This is a genomic window from Schaalia sp., from assembly GCF_050312375.1.
In the GTDB taxonomy this organism is placed as follows: Bacteria; Actinomycetota; Actinomycetes; order Actinomycetales; family Actinomycetaceae; genus Pauljensenia; species Pauljensenia hyovaginalis.
The window spans coordinates 11,495-36,140 of sequence record NZ_JBNOYB010000050.1 but is presented as its reverse complement, the minus strand read 5'-3'; the positions used below and the strand labels follow the sequence as shown (position 1 = coordinate 36,140).

The 24,646-nt window shown below is 63.2% G+C and carries 18 protein-coding genes and 1 tRNA gene; 13 read left to right on the top strand and 6 right to left on the bottom strand.

From position 1 onward, the window contains the following. Nucleotides 1–83: 83 nt before the first annotated feature. Complete coding sequence (locus ACQY7V_RS04055) at nucleotides 84–1,121, bottom strand: LCP family protein (RefSeq protein ID WP_320835815.1); 1,038 nt, start codon at nucleotides 1,119–1,121, stop codon at nucleotides 84–86. An 84-nt stretch (nucleotides 1,122–1,205) separates the two neighbouring features. Further along, entirely contained in the window at nucleotides 1,206–2,420 is a 1,215-nt protein-coding gene (locus tag ACQY7V_RS04050; protein ID WP_320835814.1) for a pyridoxal phosphate-dependent aminotransferase, read from the bottom strand. Nucleotides 2,421–2,651: 231 nt separating this feature from the next. Here ACQY7V_RS04050 and ACQY7V_RS04045 point away from each other — a divergent pair, with 231 nt between their 5' ends. Then, the gene (locus ACQY7V_RS04045; protein ID WP_303775247.1) at nucleotides 2,652–3,380 is read left to right on the top strand and encodes an SDR family NAD(P)-dependent oxidoreductase; all 729 of its coding nucleotides are present in this window, start codon (nucleotides 2,652–2,654) and stop codon (nucleotides 3,378–3,380) included. Nucleotides 3,381–3,502: 122 nt separating this feature from the next. Here the strand turns inward: ACQY7V_RS04045 and ACQY7V_RS04040 are convergent, their stop codons facing one another. The 4 genes from ACQY7V_RS04040 to ACQY7V_RS04025 all read right to left on the bottom strand — a co-directional run bounded on the left by ACQY7V_RS04040 (nucleotide 3,503) and on the right by ACQY7V_RS04025 (nucleotide 8,951). Next, nucleotides 3,503–4,840: a Gfo/Idh/MocA family oxidoreductase gene (locus ACQY7V_RS04040; RefSeq protein WP_303775249.1), complete on the bottom strand. Its 1,338-nt coding sequence runs from the start codon at nucleotides 4,838–4,840 to the stop codon at nucleotides 3,503–3,505. A 221-nt stretch (nucleotides 4,841–5,061) separates the two neighbouring features. Further along, on the bottom strand, nucleotides 5,062–6,828 hold the full coding sequence (locus tag ACQY7V_RS04035) for a glycosyltransferase family 4 protein (RefSeq protein WP_303778106.1): 1,767 nt from the start codon (nucleotides 6,826–6,828) through the stop codon (nucleotides 5,062–5,064). A 19-nt stretch (nucleotides 6,829–6,847) separates the two neighbouring features. After that, nucleotides 6,848–8,104 (bottom strand): glycosyltransferase family 4 protein, encoded by a 1,257-nt coding sequence (locus tag ACQY7V_RS04030; protein ID WP_428639011.1) that lies wholly within the window; start codon nucleotides 8,102–8,104, stop codon nucleotides 6,848–6,850. 100 nt (nucleotides 8,105–8,204) lie between these two features. Next, nucleotides 8,205–8,951, bottom strand: coding sequence for a DUF6270 domain-containing protein (locus ACQY7V_RS04025; protein WP_303775358.1), 747 nt, complete (start codon nucleotides 8,949–8,951; stop codon nucleotides 8,205–8,207). Between the two features lie 222 nt (nucleotides 8,952–9,173). Between ACQY7V_RS04025 and ACQY7V_RS04020 the strand changes: the two genes are divergently transcribed. The 12 genes from ACQY7V_RS04020 (at nucleotide 9,174) to ACQY7V_RS03965 (ending at nucleotide 24,591) form a co-directional block, all read left to right on the top strand. Further along, nucleotides 9,174–10,964, top strand: coding sequence for a glycosyltransferase (locus ACQY7V_RS04020; RefSeq protein ID WP_303778108.1), 1,791 nt, complete (start codon nucleotides 9,174–9,176; stop codon nucleotides 10,962–10,964). Next, nucleotides 10,951–12,243, top strand: a complete 1,293-nt coding sequence (wecC, locus tag ACQY7V_RS04015; protein WP_303775146.1) for a UDP-N-acetyl-D-mannosamine dehydrogenase — start codon at nucleotides 10,951–10,953, stop codon at nucleotides 12,241–12,243. Before ACQY7V_RS04020 ends, wecC begins: the two co-directional genes overlap by 14 nt. Next, nucleotides 12,240–13,415, top strand: a complete 1,176-nt coding sequence (gene wecB, locus ACQY7V_RS04010; RefSeq protein WP_303775148.1) for a non-hydrolyzing UDP-N-acetylglucosamine 2-epimerase — start codon at nucleotides 12,240–12,242, stop codon at nucleotides 13,413–13,415. Before wecC ends, wecB begins: the two co-directional genes overlap by 4 nt. Next, nucleotides 13,412–14,335 carry an ABC transporter permease gene (locus ACQY7V_RS04005; protein ID WP_303775149.1) on the top strand — a complete coding sequence of 308 codons (924 nt, stop codon included), beginning with the start codon at nucleotides 13,412–13,414 and terminating at the stop codon, nucleotides 14,333–14,335. Before wecB ends, ACQY7V_RS04005 begins: the two co-directional genes overlap by 4 nt. Further along, nucleotides 14,319–15,251, top strand: coding sequence for an ABC transporter ATP-binding protein (locus ACQY7V_RS04000; protein WP_303775150.1), 933 nt, complete (start codon nucleotides 14,319–14,321; stop codon nucleotides 15,249–15,251). The genes ACQY7V_RS04005 and ACQY7V_RS04000 overlap by 17 nt, the downstream gene beginning before the upstream one ends. Nucleotides 15,252–15,327: 76 nt before the next feature. After that, nucleotides 15,328–15,403: transfer RNA gene (locus ACQY7V_RS03995), tRNA-Trp, on the top strand. A 22-nt stretch (nucleotides 15,404–15,425) separates the two neighbouring features. After that, nucleotides 15,426–15,716, top strand: a complete 291-nt coding sequence (gene secE, locus ACQY7V_RS03990) for a preprotein translocase subunit SecE (RefSeq protein ID WP_303775152.1) — start codon at nucleotides 15,426–15,428, stop codon at nucleotides 15,714–15,716. Nucleotides 15,717–15,820: 104 nt separating this feature from the next. Then, complete coding sequence (nusG, locus tag ACQY7V_RS03985; RefSeq protein ID WP_407826310.1) at nucleotides 15,821–16,570, top strand: transcription termination/antitermination protein NusG; 750 nt, start codon at nucleotides 15,821–15,823, stop codon at nucleotides 16,568–16,570. Nucleotides 16,571–16,721: 151 nt separating this feature from the next. After that, on the top strand, nucleotides 16,722–17,153 hold the full coding sequence (rplK, locus tag ACQY7V_RS03980) for a 50S ribosomal protein L11 (protein WP_154475153.1): 432 nt from the start codon (nucleotides 16,722–16,724) through the stop codon (nucleotides 17,151–17,153). Nucleotides 17,154–17,220: 67 nt separating this feature from the next. After that, nucleotides 17,221–17,937, top strand: a complete 717-nt coding sequence (rplA, locus tag ACQY7V_RS03975) for a 50S ribosomal protein L1 (protein ID WP_154475152.1) — start codon at nucleotides 17,221–17,223, stop codon at nucleotides 17,935–17,937. Between the two features lie 116 nt (nucleotides 17,938–18,053). Continuing rightward, nucleotides 18,054–20,930 (top strand): bifunctional glycosyltransferase/CDP-glycerol:glycerophosphate glycerophosphotransferase, encoded by a 2,877-nt coding sequence (locus ACQY7V_RS03970; RefSeq protein ID WP_303778109.1) that lies wholly within the window; start codon nucleotides 18,054–18,056, stop codon nucleotides 20,928–20,930. A 538-nt stretch (nucleotides 20,931–21,468) separates the two neighbouring features. Beyond that, on the top strand, nucleotides 21,469–24,591 hold the full coding sequence (locus tag ACQY7V_RS03965; protein ID WP_320835812.1) for a glycosyltransferase: 3,123 nt from the start codon (nucleotides 21,469–21,471) through the stop codon (nucleotides 24,589–24,591). Nucleotides 24,592–24,646 lie beyond the last annotated feature (55 nt).

Here is a 24,646-nt window from a genome sequence, read left to right as displayed (position 1 = left end):
CGGGCGGGCATCGATCGGCGGGTCGGGTGGGCATTCGCCGGGGCGGGCGGGCCGCAGCCGTTCCGATTGTTGTGCGCCCGCCGTCAGTTCAGCGAGTCGAGATTCGGATGATTCGCGACGTATTCGCCGACCGTCCCCGACTGCCAGGCCCGGGCGAGTTCGGGCAGTGCGGCGGTATCGAGCTCGACGATCGACTGGCCGTCCTGGGAGGTGGCGGTCCCGAGGTAGGGGATCGTGAAGAACATGACTCCTGATGAGCGCAGTCCGGTCAGGCCCGAGGCGATCGCGAGCAGGGAATCGAAGTTGAGGTTCTGATCGAGTGCGGAGTAGGTGGTCAGAATCGACACGAGTTGCGAGAGCTTCGCGGGGCTGGTGAGGACCGACTGCGAGAAGGCCTTCTTCAGGATCGCGCGCATCCACGCCTGCTGGCGCTGCATGCGATCGAAGTCGCCGCGGGGCAGGGAGTAGCGTTCGCGGACGAATGCGAGCGCCTCGGTTCCTGTCATCGTCCGGGGGCCCTCGGGGGTGTCGAGTTCGACGCCGCCGAGAGCATCGGTGAGCTCGGAGAAGCTGGTGAAGTCCGTGATCATGAAATGATCGATGTGGATTCCGAGCAGATTCTCGACGGTCGCGATCGTGAGATCGGCGCCTCCGTAGGAGAATGCGGCGTTGATCTTCGCCGTCCCGTATCCGGGGATGTCGACCCAGGAATCGCGCGGGATCGACATGAGGTTGATGCCGTTCCCATCGGCCTCGATCTGAGCGACGATCAAGACGTCGGAGCGTTGAGCCCCGGCCTGCCAATTCGTGGGGTCGCCGCCGGACTGGCGCGAATCCGATCCCAGAATGAGGAAGGTGGTCCCGGGGCCCGAAGCGCTCGACTGGGGTCCGGATTGGGGCGTCTGGGACGTCGAGGGCTTCGAGACGGAAACGTCCACATGCCTGATCTGGGAGTTGATCGAGTGGCGGAGTCCGAAGAAGGCCGCTGCGCCCCCCGCGACCAGGACGAGGAGGAGTACGAGGAGGATCAGAAGCGCCTTCTTCACTCCGCTCATCCGTCCCGTCGGTCTGGCTGCGTGCAGCGCTGCGCGCGAAGGAATCGGGGTGGGGTGCTCAGTCATTACGTTCTCCTCCATGTCCTGGGCCGGACGCGCCGAGGCGCGACCCGACACCAGTGAGGGTATCGGAGTCGCGCCGTTTCGAGTTCACTTCGCTTCGGCGAGCAGTTCTTGAATGCGTCCGACGCCTTCGATGAGGTCGGCGTCGGACAGGGCGTAGGAGAGGCGGAGGAAGCCCGAGGGGCCGAAGGCCTCGCCCGGGACCACCGCGACCTCGACCTCGTCGAGGATGAGGTCGGCGAGCTCGGCGGAGGTGGTGGGCACGCGCCCGCGGATCTGCTTGCCGAGGACGCCTTCGACGCTCGGATAGGCGTAGAACGCGCCCTTGGGCACGGGCACCTCGAAGCCTTCGATCGAAGAGAGCATGTCGACGATCGTGCGGCGGCGCCGGTCGAAGGCCCCGCGCATCTCGGAGACGACGGTCAGGTCGCCGGAGACGGCCTCGAGGGCGGCGCGCTGCGCGACGTTCGAGACGTTCGAGGTGAGGTGGGATTGGAAGGAGGTCGCCGCTTTGATGACGTCGAGGGGGCCGACCATCCAGCCGACGCGCCAGCCGGTCATCGCGTAGGTCTTCGCGACGCCGTTGAGGACGATCGTCCGCTCGGCGAGTTCGGGGACGAGGCGCACGATGTGGGCGGGGGCGGCGTCCTCGTAGAGGAGGTGCTCGTAGATCTCGTCGGTGATGACCCAGATGCCGTGCTCGAGGGCCCACTGCCCGATCGCGATCGTCTCCTCGGGCGTGTAGACCGCGCCGGTCGGGTTCGAGGGCGAGCAGTGGAGGAGGACCTTCGTGCGCTCGGTGCGCGCGGCTTCGAGCTGTTCGACGGTGACCTTGTAGTCCTGGTCGGCGCCCGCGAAAACGGTGACGGGGACGCCGCCGGCGAGTTTGATGACCTCGGGGTAGGTCGTCCAGTAGGGGGTGGGGAGCAGTGCCTCGTCGCCGGGGTCGAGGATCGAGGCGAAGGCCTGGAAGACGGCCTGCTTGCCGCCGTTGGTCACGAGGACCTGGGCGGCGTCGATCTCGTAGCCCGAATCGCGCAGGGTCTTGTCGGCGATCGCCTGGCGCAGCGCGGGAAGGCCGGATGCGGGCGTGTAGCGGTGCATGGCGGGTTCGCGGGCGGCGGCGACGGCCGCTTCGACGATGTAGTCGGCAGTCGGGAAGTCGGGTTCGCCCGCTCCGAAGCCGATGACGGGGCGCCCCTGGGCTTTGAGGGCCTTCGCCTTCGCGTCGACGGCGAGGGTCGCGGAGGGAGTGATGGCAGCGAATCGCGCGGACACGCGCGAACGAGGAGTTGTGCTCATGGGCCTATGGTCGCATACGCGGGGGCGGGCCGGAAGATGGCATCGGGATGCGGGCTGTTCTTCTCGTGACGATCGAACAGGAGAACCCGGCACCGCGAAGGCGCATCGGGGCGAGAAGCGCGCGGCGCGGCTCGATCGCTCGGACCTTCGTCGAACCGCCGTGGCGCAAGACTTAGAATCGGGCCGAGCGAGTCCGATCAATCGAGTCGGCGTCAACCGAAGGTGGAGAAGATGACAGTCGCATTGATTACAGGCGGAACACGCGGGATCGGATTCGCCGTGGCCAAGCGCCTTGCGGGCCGCGGGTGCGAATTGATCCTCACGTATCACTCGAACGAAGAGGCCGCGGGGCGAGCGGAGCGTGAACTACGGGCATTGGGAGCGGAGTCGGTCGCGGTCCTCGCCCTCGATACGTCGAAGGAAGAGTCGGTGCCCCGGCTCAGCGCCTATTTGCGTGAGCGTGGAACTGCGGTCGACGTCCTTGTTCTGAATGCGGGAATCACCAAGCGGGAGCCATTCGGTCAGATCTCGCAGAAGAGCTGGATGGAAGTCTTTCAGGCGAATGTCCATTTCCCGACCCTCCTCATTCAGGATCTGGCTGGAGACGTTCTCGTTCCGGGGTCGAGCATCGTGTTCACAGGTTCCTTGCTGGGAATCCGTCCGCATGGGACGGTGTTGTCGTACGGCGTCACGAAGGCTGCCGTGCACGCGCTCGTCGAGAATCTGGTCAAGTTCCTCTCGCCTCTGAACATCCGAGTCAATGCCGTGGCGCCTGGTTTTGTCGACACCGATTGGCAGCGGAATAAGCCGGCTGAGATTCGCGCGAGTATCGAATCGAAGATTGCGCTCGGAAGGTTCAGCGGCCCAGATGAGATCTCTGATGCCTTCATGTTCGCAATTGATTCGAAGTACCTCAACGGCGAAATCATCAAAATCGATGGAGGGTATGACCTCCGCTAGTCGGCAATCGCCGATGGTGCGCAGATCCGCGCGGGACCTGCCCGCGGCTTCGATCGAGAAGGGCCGCTGAGCGCAGTGCGGGCGGGCGGGCGATACCGCCACGGATCCCGCTGAGGATCGTTTCACCCGTTGGTGAGGCCCCTTCTGGCTTCTTCAATGACCTTCGCCACCCAGAGGGAATCGTCCGGTCGCCATTGATATGCGGATCGAGTTCCGTTATGGATCATTCGAGCGAATTCTGCGATCTCATAACGCAGGCCCTCTCCTTCGAGCGCGAAGAAGTGCTTCCGATTCCTCTGGGTGTCTTCAAAACGCGTTTCGAACTCCGTGGTCTTCCACCAGGGTGCGGGTGCGTAAATGTAGCCGTCCGTACCTGAGATGACGAGCATCCCCTCAGATTTCACTCCGATGCCGACAGTCGCCGTCGCGATGGCGTTCGGGTAGGAAATTCGAATTCGGGAGAATTGGTCGATCCCCGTGTTCGGGTCCTGAATTGAGAAGGTGTCAATGCCTGAGCAGGCCCTTCCCATCAGCTTCAGGATTGCGAGAAGGGGGTACGTCCCCATTTCCGAGATCGCTCCCCCGTGAGGCGGTTGCGTCTCTCTGCCCGAGGGGACCAGCTTCGTGAAGGTGGCGTCGACTGCGCAGATCCTTCCGATGCCGCCGCTTCGGGCGGTTTCAACCAAATGGCGGAAGCCTGGGAAGAATGCCGTCTTCGCGGCCTCGAGCAGGGTGAGCATTCGCCTATCCGCAAGGGCGTAGAGTTCGCTCGATTCGCGGAGGCTGAGGGTGAGCGGAGTTTCGCAGAGGACGTGCTTGCCAGCCGATAATGCTCGTCGCGCATAATCGTAATGCGTCTCATGCGGTGTGGCGATGTATACGGCATTGCACGTGTCGAGCAGTTGATCGAAGCTCTCGGCAGAAGAATCCAGGTCAAGATCCGATACCAGGTTCGCGCTGGCGTATTCGTCGATGTCGTAGACGGAGGAGATCTCAACGCCTGATACCCTTCGCGCTTCGGAGACGAAACGGCGTGCTATTCGACCGGCTCCGACGATGCCAAACACGACGCGAGTGTTCCGTTCATTTCGAAGCATCGTGCTCGAAACGCCGTGGGTGCGTTCCAGGTAGACAACCTGGCAGAATTCCTCCAGGTAGTCGAACTTGCCTCGCCAATCCGACCCGATCGCGAAGACGTCGACGCCGTACTTTTCGATGTCGTTGATCTTCTGTCCGTCGTATTCTTCGATGACGACTTGATCAGCGAGTCCGGTCTTGATCACGCCGGCGACGCGTTCGAGCTGGTTCTGAGAGACGTTGAGCTTTCCGCGCTGCACATCGTAGATGTCGCTTGTCACGCCGACAATGAGTCTGTCGCCCAATGCTTTGGCGCGCTCGAGCAGACGAACGTGGCCTTCGTGCATCAGATCGAAGGTGCCATAGGTAATCACAGTTGTCATGACGGCTCCGAAGCCTTTCCTGTCGGTAAAAGCGGATCCTTGGATGAAGGATAAGTGAACGATTGTGAATCATGCCCGCTGGTTTCGAGGGCGGTTCTTAGACGCTCGTCTTTTCGATTGGCCCGGTTCTGCGGTACTGCGGAGAGACGGATGCAGAACGGACCTGCTCGGCGAGAATGGCGTGACGGAGGGGGCATTCAATGCGGCATGGTTCGAGGCGGTTACGGGACTAGCGAAGTGTACAACTCGGCATACATGCAGCCGAGGGCCCGCCACGTTCGATGCGACGCGGCTGTCCGTGCGGCTGATGACAAGTCTTTGGCGAGCGCTTCGTCGTCGAGGACTTGAGCGATCGCGTCGGCGAGCGCCCGTCCATCCTGAGCGGGAACTGCGAGGCCCTGCCCTTCCGAGGCCGCGATCTCCACGAGTGCGGGCAGGTCGGAGACGACCTGCGGGATCCCGAGAGCCATCGCCTGAAGTCCTTTGATGGGGGTGACGGCCCGGGTGACGGGGGTGTCGCGGCGGGGAATCGTCATGACGTCGAGGGCGCGGTACCAGTCGAGGGCGGTCTGGGGAGCGACCCGTCCGGGAAGGAGGATGTCGGTGCTGGAGGAGATCTCCTCCGTGCTCCTCGCGACAACGAGCCCGAGAGCGAGGGCTCGCTGAATGAGGCTCTCCCGAGAGACGCCATCACCGATGATCGCGCACATGAGGTCGAGACCGCTCGCTTTGAGCCCGGCGACCGCGTCAACGAGGACGTCGAGTCCCTCATAATCGACGATCGCGCTCACCGTGCCGATCAACCGCTTGCCCGGTGGGAGTCCGAGGCGGGTGCGCGCGGCGGGCGGATCACGCTGTTCGGCGAGGAGGGCGTCATCGACCGCGTTCGGGGCGATGAGGATCTTCTCGGCTGCGATGCCGCGCCTCACGAGTGAGTCGGCTTGGTGCCGCGAGAGCGCGACGACCGCGTCTGCGGTGATCGCGAGCTCGGTCTCGCGGGCGCGCATGAGCCGATAGCGCTGCGAGGCGAGTGCGCGCGCCTCCTCCTCGTGGGGGCGCCTCGCGACCCAGGACTTTTCGAGCTCCCCGCGGAATTCGTAGACCCAGGGGATGCCGAGTGAGCGTGCGACGGCGCGGGCGACGAGCGCATTGTGGAAGTTCGTCGTCGTGTGGATGATGTCGGGGCCGAAGGCTTCGGCCTTGTCCGCGAGGAGTCTGGCGTGGAGTGCGAGGCGGTCGTCCTCGAGGGCGGGCAGGCGCAGGGGAAGGAGGCGTCGGTAGACGATGCCATCGATGCGGTCCTCATCGGAGGCCCAGGGGCGGCCGATCGTCACCGGATAGGCGAGCCGCGTCGCGGCTTCGACCTCGAGGCCCGCTCGTCTTTGCGCGGTGAGGACACCGTGGGATCGGATGGCGTAGCCGGAGTTCGTCCACGGGAGGGAGTTCGTGAGGGCGTGGAGGATGCGCATCGGGCGGTCTCCAGGGCGCTCTTCGGCCGGGGCCGTTGCGATGCGGCTGCTGAGTTCAATCGCGGTGCCCGGCGTCAAGACGCGCAGACGGGCTTCGAGACGCCGACGAAGCTTCGCAGGGGCGATGGCGATCGCCTCATCGAGATCGCCTTGCTCCCACAGGGAGCGTGCGCGGGCGGTGGGGGTCGCGTCTTCGGGGAGACGGGCGCCCACCTGGACGCGAGCGGCATCGAGGAGGGGTGAGGAACGGGGTGAATCCTCAAGTTCTGCTCGGAGGGCGGAGGAACGGTCGAGGGCGAGCATCCACAAGGCCCTCGGAGTTGATCCCGCGGTGCTTGGCGCTGGGATCTGCGAAGCGAGGTCGCGAACTCTTCGGGGGATTCGACGGGCGACTTGGATCGCGAAGTGGGCCGGGTCGTCCGTCGCCATTCGCGCAGCTGAGGATGCGAGGAGCGGGATCCGGGAGAGGAGGTTCGCGGTCGCCCGCCGGATCGCGATCACGCGATCCGCAGCGCGCATTGCGGCTCCTTCACATGTCTCAGCGCGCTGCACGGGCGATCTCCTCGACGAAGCGGACGAAGCGCTCCGCATTGTCCTCCGGGCTCCCCTGTGCGTCGAGCCAAGCCGCTCCCTTCCCTGAAACGTTCATGAGCGAACGGTCTCTGGCCAGGGCCTCCCACGCGGATGCGAGGGCATCGCGGTCCATCGCGGGAACGGTCGTGCCCGCGCCGGAGGCCTGGATGATGCGTGCTGCCTCGCCGTTGGCGGAAAGGGTGATGTGCCGTCCGATCTCCATCGCCTCGTAGAGCTTGGAGGGGACCGTGTACTCCATCGGCCTCCAGTTCTGGAGGTGCACGAGGACGGTATCCGCCCATTCGTAGTGAGGGAGGACTTCATCGAAGGGGAGGCGGTCGAAGAACTCGACGGGCAGACCAAGCGTCTGGGCGTTGTGCTTGAGAGTCTTGAGGTGCGCCCCCGAACCCACGATGCGCATGCGCGCATCGATCCCTCTCCCCCTTGCGCTTGCGAGGGCGAGCAGGGCGTTCGAGAGCTCCTGAGCGCGCCCCGTCGTCCCGACGTAGAGGATGCGGAGCTCGTCATGGTCCTCAGGGGGACCGAGGTGTACGCCTCGTTGTGCGCCGAAGTTGCGGAGCGTCAGCGTTCGATTGACTCCCCGGGCGCGAAGAAGGGCCTCGAAGGCCTCGGTGGTCGTCACGACGGCGCTCGCCTTGCGAACCGCCCGGTTGAAGACCTGCCCGCCGAGCGTGGCGGCGGCGCGGAACGCGTAACGCTTGTACATTCCCTGGCGCGCGGGTCGGCCGGTCGTCGGCGCCCAGTCATTCATGTAGTTGAGAAGATCCGGCCAGGCGTCGCGCAGATCGAGGATGAAGGGAGCGCGGCCGGCGGCGGCGATAGCGCGGGCCCCTACGGCGACGGGGAGCGGTGGCGAGGTGGCGAGAACGATGTCGGGGCGCCACGTGCGGGCCAGGCTCCGACCGATGCGGACCTGGGATGCCATCACCTTCTCTTCGTTGATCATCCGTGAGTAGAGCGTCGGGTCGTGACCGGCGAAGTCGGTACGGTGGATGACCTCGCCATTGCGCCCCTCAGCGACAGCGCCGACCTGGTACTCGGGGTCGCCGAAGAGGAGGCGCCCGGTCGGGTAGTGGGGCGGGGGAGCGAGGACATGGACCTCGTGGCCCGCAGCGGTGAGGGCGCGGGTCAGCCACGCCCAACGACGCTGGGGAACGCCTTCTTCAGGCTCCCATGTCTGGGCAACAACGAGGATGCGCATTGAGATCGTTCTCTTCCGAGGGGCTCTGGTGGTGGGACGACTTCGAGCGCATCAGCGCAGTCGCGCGTCTCTCGGACCGCATGCGGGAAGCGGGAGGCGGCTACTCGTTGTATGAACGGACAATCGCGGCGTTAATGGCGTCATAGTACTCACGTGTGTAATGGAAGGGGGCGGCACCCCACTTGTGATGGGCATCGGCGACGGGCGGGGCTTCCGGTGCGATGAGGCGCCACCCGCCGTTCCGAAGGGTTTCATAGTAGCCCTCGAGTACCTCGTTTGCGGTTGAGGCGAAGAATCCGAACGAACCTCTCGTATCGGCACCCGTTTCATCCCGCTCGGCCCATTTCACTGTGAGTACTCGGACGCGGTCGAAGAGACCGGCCTCCTGGAGGCGTTCCTTCGTCCGTTCGGCCGCAGCGGCGTAGAGCGTCCAGTGCTTCATCGACCCGAAGCCGTGGAGCGTCCATTCGTCGTCGAGAAGCTCGTAGGCGCCGCTATCGTGGCCGTCGATCGTCCGTGTGAGCACCGCGCCCGAAGGGTGAAGGAATATCCCTCCTCGCTCGTCGACGAGGTCGACGACGATGGCGAGGTCATCGTGAGCGATCTTTGCAGCCGATTCGACGACTCGATCAATCGCATCGCCGCGAAGGTCCCCGTGGAAGAGACGGTTTTGGAATCTGGAATCGAGCACGAACGTCTCCAGGGCGGGCACCGCGGCTGGGCGATCGATCGAGATCATCGATTGGCGGGCCACGTATGCGGATCGACGGAAAGCGCCTTTGGGCGCGAACTCGAACGCGTCGCGCGTCACGCACGACCCGTACATCACTTCGTCGATTCTCCGCACGTCGATTCCTCACCGCGCCTGGATGTCGTCGAGGACACCGTTCATGGGGCGAACGGAGCTCCGGCCGGGGCTTTCGGCATTCCGAAGCGCTTCGGTATCCTATCCGCGCGGGGAGGCGAGGTTAGCGTGAAACTGGAATTGTGGCGAAAACGGCTGTGGCACCTGCGTTTCGGTGGTATCGAGGGACTAAGGGAGTTTGAACGCAGGAGGAGCGCCTCAGGATTGCCGAGGAGGCCCGCCCGGAGGACTCGTCGAAGCGCCCGCCACGAGTGCAGCTTCGAACCGTGGCCGCTTCCTGAGCCCGCCGCATGGCGCGCGCGTCGTGGTCTGCGGGTCGGCGTCATCGCAGATGAATTCACCGCTACCGCGCTCGATTACGAATGGGAGCAGGTCCTCCTCGATCCGAAAACGTGGCGTGAGCAGCTCCAGGCCGATCCGATCGATCTGCTTTTCGCCGAATCCGCTTGGCACGGTAACGACGATCGTTGGAAGGGGCACTTCACCGGGCCGAATTCTCCTTCTTCGACGTTGAGGGAACTCGTCAGCGCATGTCGAGATGCCGGGGTCCCGACCGTCTTCTGGAACAAGGAGGACCCTGTCCATTTCGAGGATTTCCTCGCGGCCTCGGCGATCTTCGACTGGGTGTTCACGACCGATGTCGACAAGGTCGAAGCCTACAAGGAGAAGCTCGCCCATAGCCGTGTCGGTGTTCTCCCCTTCGCCGCTCAACCCGCGATTCATAATCCGATTCGCGCACTCGACTCCGCTGACCGACGACGTTCGCTCGCCTTCGCCGGAACGTACTTCAGAGACAAGTTTCCTGAGCGGCGTGAGCAAATGGAGATCCTGCTCGGCGGCGCGATCGACGCCGAGGCGAGGCTCGCGCGTCCGCTCGACATCTACTCGCGTTTCCGTGATGTTTCAGAGGCCTACCGTTTTCCGGAGCCGTTCGCCTCGCATGTCAGGGGTGAGCTCACGTACCCGCAGATGCTCACGGCGAACCGTTCATACAACGCGGTCATCAACGTCAACTCGGTTGTGGGCAGTCCGTCGATGTGCGCGCGTCGGGTCTTCGAGGTCGCTGCGTGTGGAACGCCGGTGGTCGGAGTCCGATCCGACGCGGTGTCGAGTTACTTCGCCGAGGATGAGATCGTTCAGGTGTCCGATCGGCTCGATGCCGCTCGGTGGTTTCGGGCCCTTGATTCGTCACCCGAGCTGCGAGATCGCATGGTTCACCTCGCCCAACGGAGGATTTGGGCCGCTCACACCTACGGTCATCGGATCGACACGGTCCTCGAGACCATCGGTTTGCGGGAGGCCGTGAAGAAGAACATGGTCGCCACTGCCATGATCTCGACGAATCGTCCTCAACAAGTTGATCATGTGCTTGAACAGATGGCTCATCAGCGCGGCGTTCAGCTTCAAGTGCTCCTCCTGACGCATGGCTTCACGCCCTCCGCCGCGCATAGATCGAGAGCGTCGGCGCTCGGGCTCGACGTCGACTGGGTCGAAGGGGACCCCGGATGGACGCTCGGCGATTGCTACAACAATCTCGTTGCTCGCGCCGACGGGGACGTGATCGCGAAGATCGACGATGACGACCTCTACGGCCCCCACTACCTCTTCGATCAGATCGCCGCGCTCTCGTATTCGAATGCCGAAATCGTCGGGAAGCACGCGCACTACATGTACCTCGCCGGTCGTGATGCGCTGTGCCTGCGCTTCCCCGATGCGGAGCTCGAGTGGTCGCACTTCGTAGCCGGGCCGACCATCGTGGGGCTGACTGAGGTATTCCGGCGGAATTCGTTCGAGTCGAGGACCACGGGCGAGGACAGCGCTTTCCTCCACAATGCTCAGGAGGGCGGCGCTAGAGTCTTCTCCAGCGACCGATTCGGATTCGTCCAAGTCCGTTCGACCTCGGGACGGCACACGTGGACGATCTCCGACTCTGACATCCTTTCAACATCTCGTGTCATCGCCTATGGGAAGGCATTCGATCATGTTCTCTTCTGAACCGCGCGGCCTCCGAGACCGCGGCCGACTCAGCGTCGTCGGACTCGGATACATCGGCCTCCCGACGGCGGTCGCGTTTGCGAGGGCCGGGTGGAGTGTTCGTGGCGTCGACGTGTCGACGGCGGTCGTCGAGACGATCAACGAGGGCAGGCTTCCCTTCGCCGAGGAGGGACTCGAATCCGCCCTCAGGGAAGTCATTGACTCCGGCGATTTCCGGGCGGCTTCAGCCCCTGAGGGGGCGGAGGTGTTCATCATCGCGGTCCCGACGCCGTTCGGGCCCGATCATGAGGTCGATACGCGCTTCATTCTGTCAGCAGCAGCCTCGATCGCGCCGGTTCTTGAAGGCGGGGAGCTCATCGTCCTCGAATCGACGGCCCCTCCCGGAACGACGGAAGTCATGGCGAAGGCGATCCTCGAGGCTCGACCGGATCTCGCGAGCGGACCGGATGCCGCCGACCGCGGGCTGCTGTTCGCCCATGCGCCTGAACGCGTCCTTCCCGGTCGGATCATGGTCGAACTCGTCAAGAACGATCGCATCGTCGGCGGACTCACCGTGGAGGCTGGACGTCGGGCCCGAGAGGTCTACGAGTCCTTCTGCGAGGGGACGGTGTCCGTGACGGATGCCGCAACGGCCGAGCTCGTGAAGCTCACTGAGAATTCCTTCCGCGATGTCAACATCGCCTTCGCGAACGAGCTCTCGCTCATTTGCGAGGATCTCGGACTCGATGTGTGGGAGGTCATCTCTTTGGCGAATCGGCACCCGAGAGTGTCGATCCTCCAGCCGGGCCCCGGGGTCGGCGGTCACTGCATCGCCGTCGATCCCTGGTTCATCGTCTCTTCGGATCCTGAAAGGGCCCGCCTCATCAGAACCGCGAGGGAGGTCAACGATTCGAAGCCCTTCGCAGTCGTCAACCGCGTTGAGGATCTCATCGACGTTCTCGGAGTTTCCGAGGCGACGGTCGGAGTGCTCGGTCTCGCCTTCAAACCTGATATCGACGATCTGCGCGAATCACCCTCAGTCACGATCGCGCAGCTTCTCTCCGACTCCGACAAGGTCGCTCGCGTGCTCGCGGTCGAGCCGAACATCTCGAACCTCCCGGACGCCTTGAGCGGGCGAAGCAATGTCTCGCTGGTCGACTTCGATTCGGCGCGCGATGGAGCGGATGTGCTCGTCCTGCTCGTCGACCACAAGGAGTTCCGCGCGATCGCAGCCGAATCCCTCAATGGGATCCCCGTCGTCGACACGAAGGGCCTGTGGCGGAGCGGGGCGGCGCGATGAGCTTCCAATTCCGAGAAACGCCCCTCATCATGGTCGTGTACGGCACCCGGCCCGAGGGGATCAAAGTCGCTCCGGTGATTCGTGCGCTTGAGGAGGATTCGCGCTTCAATGTGATGACCGTCATCACGGGGCAGCATCAGCAGATGCTCGACGAGGTCGACGAACTATTCGGCATTGAACCGGATATCGATCTGTCCGTGTTCGAAGCGGGTCAGTCGCTCAATCATTTGGCCGCCAAGATCGTCTCGCGCATTGACGGGATCCTTGCGGAGTTGACTCCGGATGCCCTCCTTGTCCAGGGGGATACCACTTCCGTCCTCATGGCGGCCATCGCCGCCTTCAACAGGCAGATTCCCGTCGTTCACCTCGAGGCGGGCCTGCGGTCGGGCGGGCTCGACAGTCCCTTCCCCGAGGAGGGGAACCGCAGGCTCGTGTCGCAGATCGCGAGGCTCCACCTTGCTCCGACCGCCCGCTCCCGAGAGAATCTCATTGCCGAAGGCGTTGATCCGGCATGGATCGCCGTCACGGGGAACACCGTTGTCGACGCGCTTGAAATGATGATCGACGGCGCTGGGCCATGGGCGAATCCTGTCGCCGAGCAGCTGGTGGAATCCGGAATGACGCTCGTGACCGTGACTTCGCATCGTCGGGAGAACTGGGGGCGTCCGCTGCGTCGTATCGGGCGCGCGATCCGCCGTGTCGCGGATGAACGTCCTGAAGTCCATTTCGTCCTCCCGCTCCACGCGAACCCGATCGTTCGCAACACCTTGGAGAAACTCCTTGGCGGCGCTTCGAACGTCTCGATCCTCCCGCCGCTCGACTACGTCGATTTCCTTCGTCTCGTCGAAGGGTCTGCGGTGGTTGTGTCGGATTCGGGAGGCGTTCAGGAGGAGGCCCCGAGCCTCAGGACCCCGGTTCTCATCCTGCGCGAATCGACGGAGCGCCCGGAGGCCGTGGAGTCCGGGTGGGGGACAATCGTCGGGACCGGCGAGGACGCGGTGTATGCGGCTCTCTCGGAAGCGCTCGATGTCATGGATGAGACCTCCGCCGCTCGAATGAGCTCGAATCCCTTCGGCGACGGCTCCGCGGCCCGCCGCTGCGTGAATGCGATCGCCGACCTCACGCTCGTCGGTGTGAGAGATGCCGACTTCGTCCCGGGGGAGGCGAAATGAGCAGTCGGCAGAATCGAGGGGCCGAGGTCGGTGAATGGCTCGCGACGACCCTCGTCGAGGTTCCGAGCGGGGGTTCCGGTGCGGTCGCTACCTGGCGCCTGGCCGAGGTTTCGGCTCGTCCGACCCTTGTCCAGTACATCGGCCAGCTGTGGAACCGGAGGCTCTTCATAGCCGCTGACGCGAGAGCGAAAGCATTCGCGACCTCGCGCGGTACCATCCTCGGCAAGGTCTGGCTCGTCCTCAGGCCCTTCCTCGACGCTTTCGTTTATTTCGTGATCTTCGGACTCCTGTTGAAGACTGGACGGGGAGTCGAGAACTTCCTCGCGTACCTCGTCGTCGGTCTCAACGTCTTCGGTCTCGTCCAATCCGGACTTGCCTCCGGAAGCGGGATCCTGTCCGGCGGCAAGAATCTCATCCGCGCTTTCTCCTTCCCGAGGGCATCGCTCGTGTTCTCATGGGCGATTCGGACGCTTCTGGATTTCATTCCGGTTCTCATCGCTTCGATCGCATTCATCGTCGTGGTCCCCCCGAGGGTGATGCCGGTGTGGACGTGGATCCTCATCATTCCGGTCATAGCGATAACGTGGATATTCAGCGTCGGCACGGCGCTCGTCGTCGCAAGCCTTACGGCTCGCATCCCGGACTTGAAGTTCATCTGGCCTCTTTTCACCCGCTTCTGGTTCTACGGCTCCGGGGTCTTCTTCTCCATCGATTCTTTCGCGGAGCATGCCCGTGTCCATGCGCTCATGGTCGCTAATCCGGGCTACCAGGCGATCGCTCTCGCCCGGAATGTGCTGGTTTACGGCACGCCGCCGACGGTGGAGGAATGGCTCTACATGTCCATCTGGGCGGGCGGTATGCTCGTGCTCGGCCTTGTCGTGTTCTGGTCTCATGAGGAGTCGTATGGCCGGGAATCTTGATCAGAACGACGAGCCGAAGAGGGGCATCGAGGTCTCCCTCGGCGAGCCCTCCGTGGTTGTCGATCACGTTCATCAGGTCTACCGAACCGAGACGACGGACAAGGCGGCGCGGAAGGGGGCGTCCGCCGTAGCGAGGGCGATGAACCGTCTGTTCCGTTGGCCGATCAAAGTCGATGTTCATGCGGTGAACGATGTCTCGCTCGTCGTTCGCAGCGGCGAATCAGTCGGCATTCTCGGCCTCAACGGTTCGGGCAAGTCCACCCTCCTGAGAATGATCGCGGGCGTGGAGCCTCCGATGGCGGGCCGGGTGCTCGCGCGCTCTCAGCCGACCTTGCTCGGAGTGGGAGCGGCGCTCGTGCCTGATCTCACGGGAATCCGCAATATTCGGCTCGGGTGCCTCGCGATGGGCCTCACGCTCGAGGAGACGAAAGCCGCCACTCCGGCGATCGTGGAGCTCGCAGGCATCGGTGATTCGATCTATCGGCCGATGAAGACCTACTCCTCGGGCATGGGGGCGCGACTGCGCTTCGCGATCAACGCCGCGTCGCAGCCGGACATTCTCCTCATCGACGAAGCGCTGGGAACCGGCGATGCGTCATTCAAGAAACGTTCCGAAGATGTTCTCGCCGAGATCCGCCGCGCTGCCGGGACGGTGTTCCTCGTCTCTCATGCTGCGCAGACCGTTGAGGAGATGTGCACGAGGGCCGTCTGGATGCACGAAGGGCGCCTCATCGCCGACGGACCGGCCTGGGAGACGGCCCGGGCGTACCGTTTGTGGGCGTGGCGCATCGCTGAAGGCAAGACGGAGGAGGCCGATCGCCTGCTCGCAGAGGCGAAGGAGAAGTACGCTCCGCAATCCTTCGAACTGCTCGAAGGCGGTACGCGGAAGGCGTTTCCGATCCACGTCGCCCATTGAGCCCGAAAATACGCCTGGTTGGACACGTCCGGAGTTTTTCCATAGACTCATCCCCGCGAGTTGCAAGGCTCGCAGTAGGGCAGTGGCGCAATTGGTAGCGCACCGGTCTCCAAAACCGGCGGTTGTGGGTTCGAGTCCCGCCTGCCCTGCCAGAGTCGAAACGAAGGGGGCATCATGGCCGACTCGATCGCCGACGGCGCCATGGCGCCGAAGGATCGCACGAAGACCGGTGCGACGCGTGCTCGTGGTGAGGCCGCGCCGGATGAGAAGAGGCCGAACGTCTTCAAGCGGATCTGGATCTTCATCACCCAGGTCATCGCCGAGATGAAGAAGGTCGTGTATCCGACCGGCGAGGAGACATGGACCTACTTCGTCGTCGTCGTCGTTTTTGTGGCGGCAATCATGGCTTTCACGGGACTTCTCGACCTCGGATTCGGTAAACTGAATGCATTGATCTTCGGCTGACGCCGAACGGACCCGCCCGCAGAGACTGCAGGCGGGTTTCTTCTACCGCGTCGGCCCCGACCACGCCGGTGCGCCGGCGCCAGGAGGAATGCGTGAACGAGGACATGGCGAACGTCGAATTCGACGATGAGGCCGCAGCCGCTCGAGAAGGACTCGAAGAGGCGGCCGTCGAGCAGTCGGAAGCAGCGGTCGAAGAGGCCATCGAGGGGGACGAGGCCGAAGCGCGCGCCGAGTCGGATCCCGCACAGGCCGATCCGCTCGAACGCTTCCGCTTCGAGATCATGACGATCCCGGGCGACTGGTACGTGCTGCACACCTACTCGGGCCACGAGCGCAAGGTGAAGGCGAACCTCGAGCAGCGCATCGCCAGTCAGAACATGGAGGACAAGATCTTCCGCGTCGAGGTCCCGGACGAGTACATCACCGAGTTCAAGGGCTCCGCGAAGAAGCGCGTTCGCCACGTGCGCATTCCCGGCTACGTCGTCGTCTGCATGGATTTCGATGACGACTCGTACCGCGTCGTCAAGGACACCCCTGCGGTGACGGGTTTCGTCGGAGATCAGCGCAACCCCGTTCCCTTGAGCATCGATGAGGTCGTCGACCTCCTGAAGTTCAACGTCCTCGAAGAGGCGGGGCCCGCGGCCCAGCCCGTGCAGGTCGTCAAGGAGCAGATCCGCCTCGCCTTCGAGGTCGGCGAGATCGTCACCGTCACCGATGGGCCTTTCGAGGCCATGGAGGCGACGATCTCGGAGATCTCGCCCGAGACCGAGAAGCTCAAGGTCCTCGTCACGATCTTCGAGCGGGAGACTCCTCTCGAGCTCTCCTTCGATCAGGTCGCCAAGCGCGAGGAGTGAAGTCGCGCACCCGGACTTGGGAACGGGTCCGGGTGGGCGATAGGATCAGCATTCGTGCGTACTGGGTTCACTGCGCCCTCGGGCCAGTGAGACCGTGCGCCGCCGGGACGGCAGCCGCCGCCCCGGGCACGTGACAAGAAAGACCCGAAACATGGCACCGAAGAAGAAGGTCACCGGCCTGATCAAGCTTCAGATCGCAGCCGGCGCCGCTACTCCCGCTCCGCCGGTCGGCCCCGCGCTGGGCCAGCACGGCGTGAACATCGTCGAGTTCACCAAGGCGTACAACGCCGCGACCGAGTCGCAGCGCGGCTCGATCGTCCCCGTCGAGATCACCGTCTACGAGGATCGTTCCTTCACTTTCGTCCTCAAGACCCCCCCGGCCTCGGAGATGATCAAGAAGGCCGCCGGCGTCCAGAAGGGCTCCGGCACCCCGAACACCGCGAAGGTCGGCTCCATCTCGATGGATCAGGCCCGCGAGATCGGCCAGGCCAAGATGGTCGACCTCAACGCGAACGATGTCGAGGCCGCCGCCAAGATCATCGCCGGCACCGCCCGCTCCATGGGCATCACGGTCACCGACTGACCCCCGAAAACCCCTGTGGTAGGGCAGGCGCTGCCCGGAACCCACGACTGCAAGGAGAAGAAGCAGCATGACGAAGCGCTCCAAGAGCTACCGTGCCGCGGCCGAGAAGGTGCACGCGGACGTTCTCTACACCCCTCTCGAGGCCATGAAGCTGGCCAAGGAGACCACCGTCACCAAGTTCGATTCGACCGTCGAGGTCGTCCTCCGACTCGGTGTCGATCCTCGTAAGGCCGATCAGATGGTGCGCGGCACCGTCTCCCTGCCGCACGGCACCGGCAAGACCTCCCGGGTCTTGGTCTTCGCCGTTGGCGAGCGCGCGCAGGAGGCGATCGACGCCGGAGCCGACGAGGTCGGCGGCGACGAGCTCATCGAGAAGGTCGCCAAGGGCTACACCGACTTCGATGTCGCCGTTGCGACGCCGGATCTCATGGGCAAGGTCGGCCGTCTGGGCCGCGTGCTCGGCCCCCGCGGCCTCATGCCGAACCCGAAGACCGGCACGGTCACCATGGACGTCGCGAAGGCGATCAAGGAGATCAAGGGCGGTCGTATCGAGTTCCGCGTCGACAAGCACGCGAATCTCGCCTTCATCGTCGGCAAGTCCTCTTTCTCGGCCGTTCAGCTCGCCGAGAACTACGCGGCGGTCCTCGATGAGGTCCTCCGTCTCAAGCCGGCGTCCGCCAAGGGCCGCTACATCTCGAAGGGCACCGTGTCCACGACGATGGGCCCGGGCATCCCGCTCGACGTCACCAAGACGAAGAACCTCGCCTCTGAGGATGCTGCCTGAGCTGCTCGAGTAGGCGGCGGGATGATGGGACTCTTCATCATCCCGCCGCTTTCTTGTCATCCTGATCCGAGTACGTGCGTGACGCCTTCACGAACACGTAATGTGAGCAGGTGGCAATGACAACTGTGAAACGGCTCCTCCGCACTGCGTGGCAACAGGTGCTCAGGCCCCGATTCTCAGTTCTCATTACTTTGGAAGGGACGGAGCTGGCGGGCGCCGTGGAGCGGAGCATTCGTTCGGCACTCAACCAGGGCATCCGGAGCCTCGAGGTCGTTGTCGTCCATCGAGAGGGCGCAGCAGAAGTCAATGAACGACTAGAATTCCTCCGGCGCAGGGATCCGAGGATTCGCCTTGTCGTACATGCTGAACACGGAGAATTCCGGCGTGCAGCCTCCCGTGTTGAAGCGTTGAAAGTCGCGACAGGACGTTATCAGTTCTTCTTGGAGCCTCCGGCGAAGCTCGCTGGGGGCGTGCTTGAACGAATATGGGAGCGAATCGAATCCGATCGGCCCGATTTGCTCATCGTCTCCCCGGAATCGAATGCGGCAACTCGGCCATTTCGAATCGATGAGAATCCTGACTTCATCAACGAGGTTTCTCTTCCGCAGATCTTGTGGAAGAAGCGAGAATGGACCCCCAAACTCCTCACGCTCCGTGATGCTTATTGGGAAGCTGAGCGGTGCTTGGAACTCGTGCTTGCGGCGGAGCGGATTATCCGTGTGCAGGATCGTTTGACTGACCGCTCTGACAGCCCGCCCTCTTCGCCCCGCTTAGCGCTCGAGCACGGGGCCGACGACATTCTCGAGCTCTCGTTCTCGATCGCGCATCGCATGTCGATGCTGGCGTCATCATCGTCAGCGATTCAGAAGAGTGCGCAGCGAGGCATGCTGAAGCATGATCTTTCGCCGTGGATTGCGCAATACGGTGAGTGCTCCGAGGCGGTCGCGCACTCAGTGCGAACACTCGTGCGTGCGCTATCTGAGACCTTTGCAGAACTCGACTGGTTGGGGATTCCCTTTTGGGATCGTCTGCTTGCGTGGTGCATAGCCCAAGATCGCAGCTCAGATGCCCGAGAAGTCATCATCTCTCGCCGTCTGGACTCAGGTTCTGTTCCACTCCGACGGCAACCTCAAGGCGGCTTTGAGATCGCTTCGCCCGTCCTCGCCCGCATATCGCCACCGGTTTGGGCGAAGCAACTTTCGCCGGTGGATCTTTCTTTGCACGTCGAGCTTTGGGATGTCGAGCAAGTGAAGGACTCGTGGCGCATCACGCTGAGCACTCGAGTTCCGGGAATCGCTCCTTCGGATCTTCCTGATCCAATTGTGAGAGTCCCGGGGGAGGGTAGAGCCGGTGAAGCCCTTTCCTGGGTTCGGACGCGAACAGTCGGAGTGGACATGCAGGCGGGTGATCCGTGGCGCACTTACGAGGAGGGAGGCGTGCTCCTCGAAGGCTCAGATCCCGTACCGGAGCGCCTCATGGTTTTGGTCAGTGTGAATGGCACTGAGCTTTCCCGCGAGATCGTCATTCCTCGATCCGGGCGAACTCATGCGGAACCTTCTGTTGATGCCTTTTCTCTTGCAGATGATGTTGCCCTCTTCGAGGGCGATGCAGGTGAGCAAGGCTCCTTCGATCTGTGGTTGGCCTCTTCCTCGGTGTCCCATCGGCTCCCGGTGGAGCTTGTCGGGAGGAGATGGCTCGCTCGTTTTGATCTGTCAACGTCTCTGCCGCGAGGCGGCTACTTCCTTCGGTGGAGCCTCTCTGGAGGGGATATGCCGACGGGGTGGTGTCGATCAGCGGCAGGTTTCGCTCACCATCCGGTTCGGTGCGTCGGGAATCGCCTGGCGGTTGAGGTTGCGCGACGGCAGGGGGATCAGATCGGTGTTGTGCTCTCTGCGCCTGTCTCGTCCCGTGAATGGTCGCGGTACGGGCAGCATCAGTTGGCTTCCAATCCCTCGCCGCCTGTGACACGCGGCGTCTTCTTCGATTCCTTCTGGGGCAAGAACACCGGTGATAGCCCTGGAGAGCTGTGCCGCGCCCTCCACGAAGCGGGTTGCGACGTGCCGCTGTGGTTCTCGGTTGGTGATGGCAGAGTAGCCGTTCCCGATGGTGCGATCCCGATCGTGGTCGGTACTGCGCAGTGGTACGAAGTCATGCGCGGAGCCCGGGTCATCGTGTCGAACAATCACCTTCCGCCGTGGTTCGCGAAGCAACCGGGGCAGTACTGGATTCAAACGTGGCACGGGACTCCGATCAAGCGTCTTCTTCGAGATGCTCCGAGGCAGTTCATCCCGTTGAACTATCGGAGGCTGATGGAGCGCCAAGTGCCCCAGTGGGACTTGCTTCTCGCCCAAAGTGAGCAGGCGGCGCACGACATGCGGTCGTCAACGGGGTACGGGGGTGAAATCCGGGTTGGGGAGCTTCCACGGAATGCTCGTATGGGGCGCGCCCGTCCGGAGGAGATCCGCAAGGGGCTGTGCATCGCCCCTGATGCCTTCGTCGTCCTGTATGCACCGACTTGGAGGGATTCTGATCAATCGGGAAGCACCTCCGCGGACTCGCTCGTTGATCCAGGTGAGCTTGCTCGACGAGCCAATGTCACCGTAATGGTGCGGAGTCACCACATGTCGGTGGCGTCGATGAGCTTCGACGGAGCAATCGATGTCAGCGGCTACCCCCACGTGGAGGACCTCATGTCGACAGCGGACATTCTCATTACGGACTATTCGTCGATTGTCTACGACTTTGAACTCACGGGGCGCCCGATCATCCTCCACGTGCCAGATCTCGAGTGGTACCGCGACGTAGAGCGGGGGTTCTACCGAGAATGGCCGCCGAATGATCGCTATCCCATTTCGACGAACCTCGGCGAGCTCGTCGCAGAAGTTCAACGAGCCAGGTCACGAGGCCGGATCGCACTCGACTTCGACTGTAGCGTCATAGAGGAGAACACCTCGTGGCTGGTCGAGCGCATCATTCGCCGCCTGAACGACTAGCCCGCTGGATGTGTGGTCTGTGTGGGGGCTGGGGGCATGGCAGGGTAGGCGGTGGTTGGCGTCTGGTTCCTGATGGTTTCGCATTCGATGGAGCCTGGCGTCCCAGGTGGTCTTGTCTGCGGTGCCTGTGGTAGGTGCGCTCACATGAGGTGTCACCAATCCCTACATCAGACCCTGTCGGCATCCGGAATGTGCGAGCCGTGGTTGTCGGGTGCTCGTTCTCAGTGGGATCGCAGGAGGGGACGCGCAGAGGAGCATTGATCCCTGTAGAAGTCTTGAAGCGCCTCACGGCCTTCTCGAGAATAGGATGCGACAGCTAATTCGGAGCTCGAAGAGGTTGAAGAGGGGAGCGCAGTAGATGCGGATCGCTCGGACTGGGGAGCTTGAGATGGGATTAAAGGCTTCGGTAACGGTAGCTCCGCTTCTGCGCGAGCATGACGGAGGCGTCCATGATGATCACCCCCTGCTTGCTCGTCGGGCCCGAGAAGCAAGAGCGCTCGACCTCAACTCCGAGCCTTGGGCGCTCGTCTGCGGTTCCGTGGGCGTCAGTGTGGACGGTGAGGAAGCTGCGTCTGCTTCTCGGGAGCCTGAAGACCACGACGGCGTTGTCTGGGCCGCGCAGATGATTTGCCGTCACGACTCGCGGGTTCAGCTCGGCGGAACTCCCATCGTTCAACGGGTCGACAACGATGCGCACTTCGCGCGTTGGAGCAGTATCGAGATCTTCAAGCAGATTCTCGATTACGAGATTCCGCGCCTGCTTGAGCTCGACATCGAGAAGAATCCTTGGCTCGGTCGGCTCATCATCTATCGTCTCTTGGAAGTGACCGAGGCTGACCGTGGGCACGTGTATGGGGCTTCGAAGCTGACTGGCCAAGAACGCGCTTGGGTGGCTCAGCGCCTGCGCGAAGTCGTCGGCGCCCTTCCACCGGCGATGATCGAGAGTTACGAAGCGACTCCCGTTGCGCCCAATCGCTTGGCCGCTTTCCTCGCGCTCGCAGGCGGGCGGATGCCCAAGCCGGCACTGATGGCGGATATCCCGTCCTGTCCGGCGCGAAGAGTGAATGTGTTCCATGCCGATGGGACTCGCGCCGCGGGTCGCTGGCTCGTCGACGGCGAGAGCGTTCAACCCGCATCGGTGAAGACGATTGACCACAGGTTCTTCGATGACGTTTTCGTTCAAGAAACGATCGTGTGGTTGCCGCGTGGCGAGGTCGAGCTGGTACTGGAGGGCATAGCGAGCAACGTTGCTCCCCCCAAGCGTCGAGGGCCCGTACTGCGCCCGTCCCCGTCGCTGCTCTTGCGCTTTGGCCGGGCGGTTTCATGGCGTAGCCGAAAACTGATCAACAGACTCGCTCCCGTCAAGAGGGGGGCATCTGCGAAGCGGGCGCAGGCACAGGGCATCGTCGGCGCTCAGCCGAGTGAAACCGCTCGGAAGCTCGTTTGGCTCTACATGGACCGCCACGATTCCGCAGGCGACAACGCCGAACCCCTCTACCGTTACGCCTCGCGCAACGTGCCCGGGGTGCGCCATGTCTTCGCCCTCGAACGTACCAGCGGAGACTGGAATCGCCTGGAAGGCGACGGCTTCGACCTCGTCGACATCAACGGCGAGCAATTTGACGATTCCTGGGCGCAGGCCGATGTGCTCCTCCTCGCCGACATCGGCGATCCAATTGCCCACCCGCGTCTTACTGGCAATCGCACACGGCGAGATCAGACAGTCGTCTTCCTTCAGCACGGCGTCACCATGCGGGACATGTGGCGGTGGATGAATGGCAAACGAATCGACTACCTGGTGACTGCAACGGAAGCCGAACGCGACTTCATCGCTGCTGATCATTCGTCGTACGCGCTGACGGAACCACAGGTCTTGCTCACCGGATTTCCCCGCCACGACTTGCTTCACCCTCTCCTGGGAAGAGAAAGAGACCGGATCGTTCTCGCGCCGACATGGCGGGTTTCGCTGGCGCATCGTCTCGAGGCCGATCCTGAGGACTACGCGGCGCTTCACTCGGCGTATGCACCTTGGCTCAACCTCGCTGAGCGACTCGAATCGCGCGGTTTCCATCCGGTGCTATTTGTCCATCCGAAGATCGCCTTGCTCGCCCCCCAATGGATGGTCGGCCTCGGCATCGAAGCGACAACGGGCCGCGATGTTCCGGATCAGCTGTCTCAGGCGATCGCAACGGTCTCGGATCGATCCTCACTCCTCGATGACGCGATGCTCCTCGGCGGTGCGGGCATCGTATGGGATCCGAGTGGCGCTCCCGACACGGATCATTATCGGGCGAATCATGTTTCTGCCGGCGCATGTGAGGCGCTGAGTGCGGACGATGTTCTCGACCTCGTTGATGGCATAAGCGCAGGCCGAATAGAAGCAGCTTCAGATTTCACGATCCCCGACGATCGTGCCAGGGAACGCCTCGTCGCACGCCTGCTCGACCTCGGCTTCGACGTGGCGGCGGAGGAACGGCGACCGCGAATGATCGGCCACCCCCGCGTGAGCCTTGTGGCCGCTGTTTTCGGTGTCGAGGAGTACTTGCCGGCATTCTTCGATTCACTCGATGCACAGGACTATCCGCATGAGGATCTCGAGGTCATCCTCATCTGTGATGGGGTGAAGGATGCTTCACCCAGGATCTGCCGCGAGTGGGCCGAGCGCACCGATATCTCCGTGACTGTCATCGAGCAAGCGAATGCTGGCCAGGGGGCCGCGCGTAACCGCGGATTCATCGAGTCAACGGGGGAGTGGATCGGCTTCCCAGATCCTGATGACACCATCAACCCGGAGTACGTTTCAGAAATGATGGCGGCTCGGGACCTGCGGAGCCCGTTACTCGTCTCGCGAATGCGGATTCGGAAGAACGGCGAGCTCTTCCCCCATCCGCTTGACTTCCGATTCGCCAAGGGGATCCAGACGCTCGATGCCGAAACGGATCCCCGCTGCATCCAGCTCGCGACCAACTGCTGCCTCATTCATCGCGAAGCGATTGAGGCACTCGGCAGTGAGCCCTTCCCGGAGGACCGCGAAGCTGCGACTTTTGAAGACGCGATGCTCATCGGCGAACTCAGAGCAATAGACACCCGCATGGTGGTCGTGCCCGACGCCGAGTACATCTATGAAAAGCGCTCGGCCGGTGACTCGACCGTCCAGAGCGCCTGGACGAAACCCGGCCGCTATCTGGCTCAGTTCACGGACAGGTACCTGCCCTATCTGGAGCGCTCGGCGGACGCCGAATGGGCCCAGCAAACGGTCCTTTACGACCTCGGATGGTATTTCCAGCACGTCGACGGGACGGAACTCGGGGCGGAGCTCGAAGCGATCTGGCCCGAACACATCGAGCTCCTCACCAGGGTGCTCGCGCATATCGACAGGGATCAGATCCTCTACTCGCCATGGTCCCACTTGACGGGTGCTGCTCGGGCAAGGCTGTACCTCTTGAAGGGTGAAGAGCGCGCATACGTCGTGGATCGGGGCGCAGTCCTTGAAAGCTATTCGCGCGACTTCGGGGCCTTCGCCTCTTCGCGCGGCCGAGACAAGGCGATGTACGGACCGCATGAAGTGGGCTCCGTTCTGAAAGGCGCCGAAGCCGAGGCCGGCTACGAACCGGGAATCCCGAGGATTCCTGTCTGGCCGACAAAACCCCGACTGCCTTGATCATCTGAGGTCGCGTTGTGGCCGAATCGATACTGCTCGCCTCTTGAGTTGAGAA

Coding starts and splice junctions, on each gene's coding strand:
- ACQY7V_RS04055 (WP_320835815.1), bottom strand. CDS start 1,121: ATGACTGAGCACCCCACCCCGATTCCTTCGCGCGCAGCGCTGCACGCA.
- ACQY7V_RS04050 (WP_320835814.1), bottom strand. CDS start 2,420: ATGAGCACAACTCCTCGTTCGCGCGTGTCCGCGCGATTCGCTGCCATC.
- ACQY7V_RS04045 (WP_303775247.1), top strand. CDS start 2,652: ATGACAGTCGCATTGATTACAGGCGGAACACGCGGGATCGGATTCGCC.
- ACQY7V_RS04040 (WP_303775249.1), bottom strand. CDS start 4,840: ATGACAACTGTGATTACCTATGGCACCTTCGATCTGATGCACGAAGGC.
- ACQY7V_RS04035 (WP_303778106.1), bottom strand. CDS start 6,828: ATGCGCGCTGCGGATCGCGTGATCGCGATCCGGCGGGCGACCGCGAAC.
- ACQY7V_RS04030 (WP_428639011.1), bottom strand. CDS start 8,104: ATGCGCATCCTCGTTGTTGCCCAGACATGGGAGCCTGAAGAAGGCGTT.
- wecC (WP_303775146.1), top strand. CDS start 10,951: ATGTTCTCTTCTGAACCGCGCGGCCTCCGAGACCGCGGCCGACTCAGC.
- wecB (WP_303775148.1), top strand. CDS start 12,240: ATGAGCTTCCAATTCCGAGAAACGCCCCTCATCATGGTCGTGTACGGC.
- ACQY7V_RS04005 (WP_303775149.1), top strand. CDS start 13,412: ATGAGCAGTCGGCAGAATCGAGGGGCCGAGGTCGGTGAATGGCTCGCG.
- ACQY7V_RS04000 (WP_303775150.1), top strand. CDS start 14,319: ATGGCCGGGAATCTTGATCAGAACGACGAGCCGAAGAGGGGCATCGAG.
- secE (WP_303775152.1), top strand. CDS start 15,426: ATGGCCGACTCGATCGCCGACGGCGCCATGGCGCCGAAGGATCGCACG.
- nusG (WP_407826310.1), top strand. CDS start 15,821: ATGGCGAACGTCGAATTCGACGATGAGGCCGCAGCCGCTCGAGAAGGA.
- rplK (WP_154475153.1), top strand. CDS start 16,722: ATGGCACCGAAGAAGAAGGTCACCGGCCTGATCAAGCTTCAGATCGCA.
- rplA (WP_154475152.1), top strand. CDS start 17,221: ATGACGAAGCGCTCCAAGAGCTACCGTGCCGCGGCCGAGAAGGTGCAC.
- ACQY7V_RS03970 (WP_303778109.1), top strand. CDS start 18,054: ATGACAACTGTGAAACGGCTCCTCCGCACTGCGTGGCAACAGGTGCTC.